This is a genomic window from Pseudooceanicola sp. HF7, assembly GCF_011806405.1.
GTDB lineage: Bacteria > Pseudomonadota > Alphaproteobacteria > Rhodobacterales > Rhodobacteraceae > Pseudooceanicola.
In genome coordinates this window covers 40,581-51,866 of record NZ_JAATOW010000031.1, presented here as the reverse complement: position 1 = coordinate 51,866, position 11,286 = coordinate 40,581, and the positions used below count along the sequence as shown (strand labels likewise).

The following is an 11,286-nucleotide window of genomic DNA, read 5'->3' as shown; positions in this document are numbered from 1 at the left end:
GGAAAATAGGCTGGCAGGGCCGGTCGGTGACAGGGCCAGACCCGCGCCTTCGATAGAGCCAGAGCGCACAACCTGAAGCGGCGGAAGGGCGCCGTCTGGATCTATTCAAAAGCCAAGGCTGGTACTGTCTGGGCGACAGCGACTCGGATATGTGCGAAGATGGATAAGAAGGTGAGGTCCCCATGTACGATAACGATTTGAGCGACGTCGTCGCCGCAGACAAGCGCCACGTCTGGCACCATCTCGTGCAACACAAGGCGTTCGAGGCCTCCGATCCCCGCGTGATCGTCGAGGGCAAGGGGATCCATGTCTGGGATGCCACCGGCAAACGCTACCTCGACGCGGTGTCCGGCGCGGTCTGGACGGTCAACGTGGGCTATGGCCGCGAAAGCATCGCGGATGCGGTGCGCGACCAGCTGGTGAAGCTGAACTACTTCGCCGGTGCGGCCGGCACCGTGCCAGGTGCGATCTTCGCCGAGAAGCTGATCGAGAAGATGCCGGGGCTGAGCCGCGTCTACTACACCAACTCGGGGTCAGAGGCGAACGAGAAGGCCTTCAAGATGGTGCGCCAGATCGCGCACAAGAAATACGGCGGCGAGAAGCACAAGATCCTGTTCCGCGAGCGCGATTACCACGGCACGACCATCGGCTGCCTCTCCGCCGGCGGCCAGCCCGAGCGCAATGCGCAATACGGCCCATTCGCCCCCGGTTTCGTCGAAGTGCCCCACTGCCTTGAATACCGCGCGCAATGGGATGTCACGGGCGCCGAATACGGTCGCCGCGCCGCTGATGCCATCGAAGAGGTCATCCTGCGCGAGGGCCCCGAAACCGTCGGCGCGCTCTGCCTTGAGCCCGTGACCGCTGGCGGCGGCGTCATCACCCCGCCCGAGGGCTACTGGGAGCGCGTGCAGGAGATCTGCAAGAAGTACGACATCCTGCTGCACATCGACGAGGTCGTCTGCGGGCTCGGGCGTACGGGGACCTGGTTCGGCTACCAGAACTACGACATCAAGCCGGACATGGTGACCATGGCCAAGGGCGTCGCCTCCGGCTACGCGGCGATTGCCTGCCTCGTGACCACGGAAGAGGTCTTCGACATGTTCAAGGACGATGCATCCGATCCGATGAACTACTTCCGCGACATCTCCACCTTCGGCGGCTGTACCGCCGGGCCGGCCGCCGCGCTCGAGAACATGCGCATCATCGAAGACGAAGACCTGCTGGAGAACACCAAGGTCATGGGCGCGCGCCTGATGGAGCGCCTCGAGGAGCTGAAGGCGAAACACCAGGTCGTCGGCGACGTCCGGGGCGCGGGCCTGTTCTGCGGCGCCGAACTGGTCGCGGACCGCGCCACGAAAGCGCCGGTCGACGAAAAGCAGGCCCAGGCGGTCGTCGCTCATTGCGCGGCCAACGGCGTGATGATCGGCGTGACCAACCGCTCGCTGCCGGGGCTGAACAACACGCTCTGCCTTTCGCCCGCGCTGATTGTCACCGCTGAGCAGATCGATGAGATCGCCGCCGCCATCGATGCCGCGCTGACCGAAGTCTTCGGCTGAGCCATGCAAACGCACCCACGGCCAGGGCGCGACTCCCCGCGGAGTCGCGCCTTTTGCAAATGTACCAGGGGGGCTTTGCCCCCCGCCTGCGGAAGGACTTCCGCAGGCTCCCCCCAAAGTACTTTCGGCCAGATGAAGAGGGATCCTGTCTTCATCTGGCCAAAAATACTTCGGGGGAGTCCCCGCAGGGGACGGGGGCTGGCCCCCGCTGCCCGCCCTGATGCAGCCGCGCAGCGATTGACCCGGGGCGTCGCGGAAATGCGACGGCGGATATTGCGGTGGCTGACGGTCCATCTAGGCTGACCGGAAACCTTCTGTTCCGGAGAACCCCGATGCCCGACAAGACCCTGGAGATGACCGTTCTGATGACGCCCGACATGGCGAACTTCAGTGGCAAGGTGCATGGGGGTGCGCTGCTGAACCTGCTCGACCGCGTCGCCTTCTCCTGTGCCTCGCGGTATTCGCAACGCTATGCGGTGACGCTTTCGGTCGACCAGGTGACCTTCAAGGAGCCGATCAACGTGGGAGAGCTGGTGACTTTCCGCGCCACGGTGAACCACACCGGGCGCACCTCGATGGAGATCGGGATCCGGGTGGAGGCGCAGGAGATTCGCTCCGGCCTCTCGCGGCATACGAATTCCTGCTATTTCACGATGGTGGCCGTTGATGACAACGGCAAGCCGACCGGGGTGCCCCCGGTGGAGGTCGAGGGCGAGGAGGCGCAGCGGCGGTTCCGTGCGGCAGAGATCCGGCGCGATCTGCGGCGCGAGTTCCAGACCCGGATGCAGGAGGCGGCCAAGGGCTGAGTCCTTTTTCGCGGCAGGCGGATTCGGTCGGGGAGCCGGCGCGGTCCGCCTGTGCGCGCGCTGAAGCGCAGGTTTGGTACGGAAAACATCGGGCCAAGCGTGCTGCCGGATCAGGCGGGATCCTTCGGCAGATCCATCACGGATGGGGTGCTCGCCGGCGCGCTGTTCTGTGGGATGTGGTGGGGCAAGGTCCAGAGGACAGGAAAACCCCCGAAATTATTAAGCTATAATTTTCGGGGGTTTACCGTGGTGCCCAGGAGAGGACTCGAACCTCCACACCCTTGCGAGTACTAGCACCTGAAGCTAGCGCGTCTACCATTCCGCCACCTGGGCAGGTGTCGTGGAGGGGCGTATATGGCCGTAGGAAAACACTGTCAACGGCGATTCGACGGATTTTCTGAAACTGCCGTAGAGAAAACGGCCTGAGCGCTTGCCGCGACCCTGCGACAGGGCTAGGAACAGGATGATTAGACCAGCCGGAGGTGCTTTATGTCCAAGCTCGTCACCGTGTTCGGCGGATCGGGATTCGTCGGCCGCTACATTGTCCAGCGCCTCGCGCATGAGGGATGGCGCGTGCGCGTCGCATGCCGGCGCCCCAACGAGGCCGGGTTCCTGCGGACCTATGGCACTGTCGGCCAGGTCGAGCCGGTCTTCTGCAATATCCGCGATGACGATTCGGTGCGGGGTGTCACCCATGGCGCCGATGCCGTGGTGAATTGCGTCGGCACCTTCGATGTCGGCGGCAAGAACAGCTTCGATGCGATCCACGTGGAGGGTGCGGGACGCATCGCCCGGATCGCCTCTGAGGAAGCGGTTGAGCGGATGGTCCATATCTCTGCGCTTGGCGCGGATGCAGAGGGCCCCAGCAAATACGCCCAGTCCAAGGCTGCCGGGGAAGAGGCCGTGCTGGACAGCATGCCGGGCGCGATGATCCTGCGCCCCTCCGTGATCTTCGGGGCAGAGGATGGCTTCTTCAACAGGTTCGCGGGCCTCAGCAAGCTGGGTCCGATCCTGCCGCTTTTCGGGGGCAAGACGCTGTTCCAGCCAGTCTTCGTGGATGACGTTGCCGCGGCGGCCGCCAAGGGCGTCACTGGGGAGGCGCCCGGCGCGATTTACGAACTGGGCGGGCCGCACGAGGGCACGCTGACGGAATTCGTGAAAGACATGCTGGAGGTGATCCATCGACGCCGGATCGTCGTGAACAATCCCTTCTTCCTGGGGGCGATCCTGGGCTCTGTCCTGGATGTGCTTTCCGCGATTTCCCTGGGGCTCTTCACCAACAACGTTCTGACCCGCGACCAGGTGCGCCAGCTCAAGGTGGACAACGTGGTCAGCGGCGAACTGCCGGGTTTCGAGGAACTGGGGATCGAGCCCGTCTCGGCGGAAACCGTGATGCCCGATTACCTTTGGCCGCACCGGCCGTCGGGGCAATATGCGGCGATCAAGGATTCGGCCCGCAACCTCAAGATCTGATCCGGCTCTGTCCGGAACATGAAAAACCCGGCGAATTTCGCCGGGTTTTTTGTTGTCTTGCAGGTGGTTGCCTGGGGTCAGGCGTGGGCGGGCATTTCCGCGCCGTGCACGTAGGCGAACCACAGCAGGAAGAGGCCCAGCACGACCCGGTAGATGACATAGGGCGTGTAGCTGACCGAATTCAGCAGTTTCATCATCAGCGACAGCGCCAGCAGGGCCGAGAGAAAGGCGAAGACCGCCGCGATGGCGCCATCCTTGGCGGCCTGGATATCCGCCGTGGCGATGACCTCTCCTGACAGGTAGGCGGCGGAGGCGATGATCATCGGAATCGACATCAGCATGGAGATCTTGGCCGCGGCCTTGCGCTCATATCCGGCGAAGAGCGCGCCGGTGATGCAGATGCCCGAGCGCGAGGTGCCGGGGATCAGGGCGATGGCCTGCCAGAGGCCGAACTTGATCGATTCCACCAGGGTCCATTCCTCTGGCATCTTGCCGCTGTCGCCGCGCCGGTCCGCAATATAGAGCAGAATGCCGAAGCCCAGCATGGTCCAGCCGATCACCGCGACGGAGCGCAGCATGTCGTCGATGCCGGTGAGCGCCAGGAAGAGGCCGAAGAGGATGCCGGGGATGGTGGCGATGATCAGCAGCATCGCCAGGCGGGAGCCGGGGGTGTCGGCCTTGCCCGAGAGCAGCCGGGGCAGGCCCTGGATCGCCTCGCGGACATCAGCCCAGAAGTAGAGCACGACGGCCCCGAGCGTGCCGACGTGAACGGCGACATCCAGCACCTGGCCCTGGTCGGCCATGCCGGTGAGGCCGGGCAAGAGAATCAGGTGGCCTGAGGAAGAGACGGGCAGAAACTCTGTGATGCCCTGGATGACCGCGAGCAGCAGAAGATGAAGCAAAGGCATTATGAATGGTATTCCTTGCGCGTGCAGATTCTAGTTTGTTGAAAAAGCTTGGAAATTATAACAATAGGTCCGCTTTGTTACATAAATTCGGGCTCCCGAGCGGTATCAGGGGTGGGGTAGAAGGAAAAAGCTTTAATATAGGTCAGCATTTATGACTTTTATTATCCTTCACGATGTCATAAAACCTCGCGAGACGTTATGCGTAAAGGAGCTAGGCCGTGGCGAAGCAACCGATGCTGAAATTCGTGACCGTTGACCGGGATATGCCCGAGAAACGTGATGCGAAAGTACGCGCCCACGATTTCGATGAGATTTACGCAGAGTTTGCCGCTGCGAAGGCCGAAGAGCAAGCCAGCCGCTGCTCGCAATGTGGTGTGCCCTACTGCCAAAGCCACTGCCCGCTGCACAACAATATCCCCGACTGGCTCAACCTGACCGCGACTCACCGGTTGGAAGAAGCCTATGCAATTTCCCAGGCTACCAACACTTTTCCCGAGATCTGCGGTCGCATCTGCCCCCAGGACCGCCTGTGTGAAGGCAACTGCGTGATCGAGCAATCCGGTCACGGAACAGTGACCATCGGTGCTGTCGAAAAATACATCACCGATACCGCCTGGGAGAAGGGCTGGGTCAAGCCGGCCAACCCGGAGGTTGAGCGCGAGGAAAGCGTGGGAATCATCGGCGCGGGCCCCGGTGGCCTGGCCGCCGCAGACGTGCTGCGCCGCGCCGGCCTTCAGGTCACCGTCTATGACCGTTACGACCGCGCAGGCGGGCTGCTGACCTACGGCATCCCCGGCTTCAAGCTGGAGAAAGACGTGGTCATGCGCCGCATCAAGCAGCTTGAGGACGGTGGCGTCAAATTCGTACAGAACTGCAATGTCGGCGAGGACACGTCTTTCGCGGAGATCCGCGAAAAGCACACCGCCATCATCATCGCCACCGGCGTCTACAAGACCCGCGACCTGCGCGGAGAAGGCAGCGATTCCAAAGGGATCGTCCGGGCCATCGATTACCTGACGGCCTCCAACCGGGCATCGAACTTCGGCGACACCGTGCCCGAGTTCGACAGCGGCGAGCTGAACGCCGAGGGCAAGAAGGTTGTCGTGATCGGCGGCGGCGATACCGCAATGGATTGCGTGCGCACGGCGATCCGCCAGGGCGCGGAAAGCGTGAAATGCCTTTATCGCCGGGACCGTGCCAACATGCCCGGTTCCCAGCGTGAGGTCGCCAACGCGGAAGAGGAAGGCGTGGAATTCGTCTGGCTGTCCGCTCCGGTCGGCTTCACCTCCGGCGTGATCGAACCCGGCGCGGCCGGGGCCGGTGCCGGCGTGGTCAAGACGACGCTGGTGCAGAAGATGCGCCTGGGCGCGCCGGATGCCACGGGCCGTCAAAGCCCCGAGGTGATCGAGGGCAGCGACTACCACGAGGACGCGGACCTGGTGATCAAGGCCTTGGGCTTTGAACCCGAAGACCTGCCCAAGCTCTGGGGCGAAGACGGCCTGGAAGTGACCCGCTGGGGCACCGTGCGGGCGGAATTCGGCAGCGGCAAGACCAGCCTGCCGGGCGTCTACGCGGTGGGGGATATCGTGCGCGGTGCCTCCCTTGTGGTCTGGGCGATCCGCGACGGGCGCGACTGTGCCGCCGCGATCCTGGACGACCTGGCAAGCGGCGCGGCAATCGCCGCCGAATAAGGCCCCGGCCCCCGCCGGAGCGGCCCCCGAAAGGGCCCCCGGCACTGGGTGCGAAACCGGATCGGTGCCCCGTCTGTATCATGTCGGTTTGACGTCGGTATCACGTCGGTGCGCAGCGAACGGTGAGAATTTGGAAAGGACAGCCACCCTGTCCTGTCCACAGGCAAGAATTCACGAAGTCGCAAGACTTCATCCTAGACAGGCGGTCCTGCGCCGCGCCCCATGGGCAAATGCCGGATCACTTCAACACTCAGGGGGCGGGGCTGCCGGACAGCCCGCCGCTTCGGCAAGGGAGACCTGACATGACCAAGATCGATGCAAGCTGGGCCGCAGCCGAGGAAGCCAAGCGCAAGTTCATGGAAGAGAACGGCATGTTCCGCGAGGAGCATGAACATTCGTCCTGTGGCGTGGGGCTTGTGGTTTCCATCGACGGAAAACCCAGCCGCAAGGTTGTCGAAGCCGGGATCACCGCGCTGAAGGCGATCTGGCACCGCGGCGCGGTGGACGCCGATGGCAAGACCGGCGACGGCGCCGGCATCCACGTGCAGATCCCGCTGCCCTTCTTCTATGACCAGGTGCGCCGCACCGGCCACGAACCGCGCGAAGACCAGCTGATGGCCGTGGGCCAGGTCTTCCTGCCGCGCACCGATTTCGGGGCCCAGGAAACCTGCCGGACCATCGTGGAATCCGAAGTCCTGCGCATGGGCTATTACATCTACGGCTGGCGCCACGTGCCGGTGGATATCGAATGCCTTGGCGAAAAGGCCAATGCGACCCGTCCGGAGATCGAGCAGATCATCATCTCCAACTCCAAGGGCGTGGACGAGGAAACCTTTGAGCGCGAGCTCTACGTGATCCGTCGCCGGATCGAGAAGGCGGCGCTGGCCAAGAACGTCGGCGGGCTTTACATCGCCTCGCTGTCCTGCCGGTCGATCATCTACAAGGGCATGATGCTGGCCGAACAGGTCGCGGTCTTCTACCCCGACCTGATGGACGAGCGCTTCGAGAGCACCTTTGCGCTCTATCACCAGCGCTATTCCACCAATACCTTCCCGCAGTGGTGGCTGGCCCAGCCGTTCCGCATGTTGGCTCATAACGGCGAGATCAACACGCTGAAGGGCAACATCAACTGGATGAAAAGCCATGAGATCCGCATGGCGAGCGGCACCTTTGGCGACCTGGCTGAAGACATCAAGCCGATCATTCCCGGCGGGTCCTCGGATTCCGCCGCGCTGGATGCCGTGTTCGAGGTGCTGGTGCGCGCGGGCCGTTCCGCGCCCATGGCCAAGACCATGCTGGTGCCGGAATCCTGGTCCAAGCAGGCGGTCGAGCTGCCGCAGGCCTGGCGTGACATGTATTCCTACTGCAACGGCGTGATGGAACCCTGGGACGGCCCCGCCGCCCTGGCGATGACCGATGGCCGCTGGGTCTGCGCCGGCACGGACCGCAACGGGCTGCGCCCGATGCGCTACGTGGTGACCGGTGACAACCTGCTGATCGCGGGCTCCGAAGCGGGCATGGTGCCGACGGACGAAGGCACCGTGCGCGAAAAGGGCGCGCTTGGCCCGGGCCAGCTGCTGGCCGTGGATACCCAGGAAGGCAAGCTCTACCACGACACCGAGATCAAGGATAAGCTGGCCGCCGGTCAGCCCTTCGGCGAATGGGTCGGCAAGATCAACGAGCTGGACGAAAGCCTGGAAGGGGTCGAGGAAAAGGCCCTGTTCGAAGGCGGCGAGCTGCGCAAGCGGCAGATCGCGGCTGGTTTCTCGATCGAGGAGATCGAGAACATGCTGGCGCCCATGGCCGAGGACGGCAAGGAGGCCCTGGCCTCCATGGGGGATGACACGCCCTCTGCCGTGCTGTCCAACAAGTACCGCCCGCTGAGCCACTTCTTCCGTCAGAACTTCAGCCAGGTGACCAACCCGCCGATCGACTCCCTGCGCGAATTCCGCGTGATGAGCCTGAAGACCCGGTTCGGCAACCTGAAGAACGTGCTGGATGAAAGCAGCGCCCAGACGGAGATCCTGGTGCTGGACAGCCCCTTCGTGGGCAATGCCCAGTTCGAAGAGCTGAAGACGCATTTCAACGCCGAGATGATCGAGATCGATTGTACCTTCCCGGTGGGTGGCGGTGATCACGCGCTGCAGGAAGCGCTGGATCGCATCCAGGCCGAGGCCGAGGATGCCGTGCGCTCGGGCGGGGGGCACATCGTGCTGACCGATCAGCATCAGGGCCCGGAGAAGGTCGGCATGCCGATGATCCTGGCGACCTCTGCCGTGCACTCCTGGCTGACGGCGAAGGGTCTGCGGACCTTCTGCTCCATCGGGGTGCGGTCGGCGGAATGCATTGATCCGCATTACTTCGCGGTGCTGATTTCCTCTGGCGCGACGATCGTGAACGCTTACCTCGCGGAAGACACGCTGGCGGACCGCATCAAGCGCGGGCTGCTGGACGGCAGCCTGACCGACAACATGAAGCGCTACCGCGAGGCGATCGACCAGGGTCTGCTGAAGATCATGGCGAAGATGGGGATCTCCGTGATCTCTTCCTATCGCGGTGGTCTGAACTTCGAGGCCGTGGGGCTGAGCCGCGCCATGTGCGCGGAGTATTTCCCCGGCATGCTGAGCCGGATTTCCGGGATCGGTGTCCACGGCATCCAGAAGAAGGTCGAGGGCGTCCACGCGCTTGGCTGGCTGAAGGGCCAGGACGTGATGCCGATCGGCGGCTTCTACAAAGCGCGCAAGAGCGGCGAGACCCACGCCTGGGAAGCGCAGACCATGCACATGCTGCAGGCGGCCTGTGACCGGGGCTCCTTCGAGATCTGGAAGCAGTTCAGCGCGCGGATGCAGGCGAACCCGCCGATCCACCTGCGTGACCTGCTGGCGATCAAGCCGATGGGCAAGGCGATCAACATCGACGAGGTGGAAAGCATCACCTCCATCCGCAAGCGTTTCGTGACGCCGGGCATGTCGCTGGGGGCCCTGTCGCCCGAGGCGCACAAGCTGCTGAACGTCGCCATGAACCGCATCGGCGCCAAGTCCGACAGCGGCGAGGGCGGCGAGGATCCGGCGCACTTCGTGCCTGAGCCGAACGGCGACAACCCAAGCGCCAAGATCAAGCAGGTCGCTTCGGGCCGCTTCGGTGTCACCGCCGAGTACCTGAACCAGTGCGAAGAGCTTGAGATCAAGGTCGCCCAGGGCGCCAAGCCCGGCGAGGGCGGACAGTTGCCGGGGATGAAGGTCACGGACCTGATTGCCCGGCTGCGCCATTCGACCAAGGGCGTGACGCTGATCAGCCCGCCGCCGCACCACGATATCTACTCCATCGAGGATCTGGCGCAGCTGATCTATGACCTGAAGCAGATCAACCCGACCGTGAAGGTGACGGTGAAGCTGGTCTCCAGCTCCGGCGTGGGCACGATTGCGGCGGGTGTGGCCAAGGCCAAGGCCGACGTCATCCTGATCTCCGGCCACAACGGCGGCACGGGGGCATCGCCCGCGACTTCGATCAAGTTCGCGGGTCTGCCCTGGGAAATGGGCCTGACAGAGGCCCACCAGGTCCTGGCGATGAACAAGCTGCGCGAGCGGATCACCCTGCGGACCGATGGCGGTTTGCGCACGGGGCGTGACATCGTCATGGCCGCCATGATGGGCGCCGAGGAATACGGCATCGGCACCGCCGCCCTGATCGCCATGGGCTGCATCATGGTGCGTCAGTGCCAGTCCAACACCTGCCCGGTCGGTGTCTGTACCCAGGACGAGCGCCTGCGGGCCAAGTTCACCGGCACGGCGGACAAGGTCGTGAACCTGATCACCTTCTATGCGCAGGAAGTCCGGGAAATCCTGGCCTCCATCGGGGCGCGCAGCCTGGATGACGTGATCGGCCGTGCCGATCTGCTGCACCAGGTGTCCCGTGGCGCAGAGCACCTGGATGACCTGGACCTCAACCCGCTGCTGATCACCGTGGATGGCGCCAAGGACATCCATTACGATCGCCTGAAGCCGCGCAACCCGGTGCCCGACACCCTGGACGTGGAGATCGTGCGCGACGCGGCCCGCTTCCTGAAGGACGGCGAGAAGATGCAGCTGTCCTACGCGGTGCAGAACACGCATCGCTCGGTGGGCACGCGCACTTCCAGCCACATCGTGCAGGCCTTCGGCATGCGCAACGCGCTGCAACCCGATCACCTGACGGTCAAGCTGACCGGCAGCGCGGGCCAGTCGCTGGGCGCCTTCGCGGCCCCGGGCCTGAAGATCGAGGTTTCGGGCGAGGCGAACGATTATGTCGGCAAGGGCCTGTCCGGGGGCACGGTCGTCGTGCGTCCGGCCATGGCATCGCCCCTGGTGGCGAGCGAGAACACGATCATCGGCAACACGGTGCTTTACGGCGCGACGGATGGCTACCTGTTTGCCGCCGGCCGCGCGGGCGAGCGCTTCGCGGTCCGCAACTCGGGCGCGAAGGTGGTGATTGAGGGCTGCGGCTCCAACGGGTGTGAATACATGACCGGCGGCGTTGCGGTGATCCTGGGCAGCATCGGGCCGAACTTCGGCGCGGGGATGACCGGCGGCATGGCCTACCTCTATGATCCGGAGGGGCTGACGGCGGACATGATGAACATGGAAACGCTGGTGACCTGCCCGGTCACGGTGCCCCATTGGGTGAGCCACCTGCAGATGCTGATCGAGCGCCACGCGGAGGAGACCGGAAGCCGGAAGGCCGCCGATATCCTGCAGCATTGGGACATGGAGCTGGGCAACTTCGTCCAGGTCTGCCCGAAGGAAATGCTGCCGAACCTGTCCCACCCCATCATGGAAGAGGACCAGGCGGTTCCGGCGGAGTAACCTGCCCGGCT

Annotated in this window: 6 protein-coding genes and 1 tRNA gene; 5 read left to right on the top strand and 2 right to left on the bottom strand. The window is 64.0% G+C overall.

The window, feature by feature from the left end:
* Positions 1 to 182 precede the first annotated feature (182 nt).
* A complete protein-coding gene (locus tag HCZ97_RS15630) occupies positions 183 to 1,556 on the top strand; it encodes an aspartate aminotransferase family protein (protein WP_167689790.1) in 1,374 nt (457 codons plus the stop codon).
* A 332-nt stretch (positions 1,557 to 1,888) separates the two neighbouring features.
* Positions 1,889 to 2,362, top strand: a complete 474-nt coding sequence (locus tag HCZ97_RS15625; protein ID WP_167689789.1) for an acyl-CoA thioesterase — start codon at positions 1,889 to 1,891, stop codon at positions 2,360 to 2,362.
* A gap of 247 nt (positions 2,363 to 2,609) precedes the next feature.
* On the opposite strand, the gene HCZ97_RS15620 is transcribed toward HCZ97_RS15625, so the two are convergent.
* Positions 2,610 to 2,695: transfer RNA gene (locus HCZ97_RS15620), tRNA-Leu, on the bottom strand.
* Between the two features lie 156 nt (positions 2,696 to 2,851).
* Between HCZ97_RS15620 and HCZ97_RS15615 the strand changes: the two genes are divergently transcribed.
* Positions 2,852 to 3,835: a complex I NDUFA9 subunit family protein gene (locus HCZ97_RS15615; RefSeq protein WP_167689787.1), complete on the top strand. Its 984-nt coding sequence runs from the start codon at positions 2,852 to 2,854 to the stop codon at positions 3,833 to 3,835.
* Positions 3,836 to 3,912: 77 nt separating this feature from the next.
* On the opposite strand, the gene HCZ97_RS15610 is transcribed toward HCZ97_RS15615, so the two are convergent.
* Positions 3,913 to 4,743, bottom strand: coding sequence for an undecaprenyl-diphosphate phosphatase (locus HCZ97_RS15610; RefSeq protein ID WP_167689785.1), 831 nt, complete (start codon positions 4,741 to 4,743; stop codon positions 3,913 to 3,915).
* 218 nt (positions 4,744 to 4,961) lie between these two features.
* Between HCZ97_RS15610 and HCZ97_RS15605 the strand changes: the two genes are divergently transcribed.
* Positions 4,962 to 6,434 carry an NAD(P)-dependent oxidoreductase gene (locus HCZ97_RS15605; RefSeq protein WP_167689783.1) on the top strand — a complete coding sequence of 491 codons (1,473 nt, stop codon included), beginning with the start codon at positions 4,962 to 4,964 and terminating at the stop codon, positions 6,432 to 6,434.
* 302 nt (positions 6,435 to 6,736) lie between these two features.
* A complete protein-coding gene (gene gltB, locus HCZ97_RS15600; RefSeq protein ID WP_167689782.1) occupies positions 6,737 to 11,275 on the top strand; it encodes a glutamate synthase large subunit in 4,539 nt (1,512 codons plus the stop codon).
* Positions 11,276 to 11,286 lie beyond the last annotated feature (11 nt).

Excerpts from the sequence above, each read along its gene's own strand:
- HCZ97_RS15630 (WP_167689790.1), top strand. The coding sequence starts at position 183 with ATGTACGATAACGATTTGAGCGACGTCGTCGCCGCAGACAAGCGCCAC.
- HCZ97_RS15625 (WP_167689789.1), top strand. The coding sequence starts at position 1,889 with ATGCCCGACAAGACCCTGGAGATGACCGTTCTGATGACGCCCGACATG.
- HCZ97_RS15615 (WP_167689787.1), top strand. The coding sequence starts at position 2,852 with ATGTCCAAGCTCGTCACCGTGTTCGGCGGATCGGGATTCGTCGGCCGC.
- HCZ97_RS15610 (WP_167689785.1), bottom strand. The coding sequence starts at position 4,743 with ATGCCTTTGCTTCATCTTCTGCTGCTCGCGGTCATCCAGGGCATCACA.
- gltB (WP_167689782.1), top strand. The coding sequence starts at position 6,737 with ATGACCAAGATCGATGCAAGCTGGGCCGCAGCCGAGGAAGCCAAGCGC.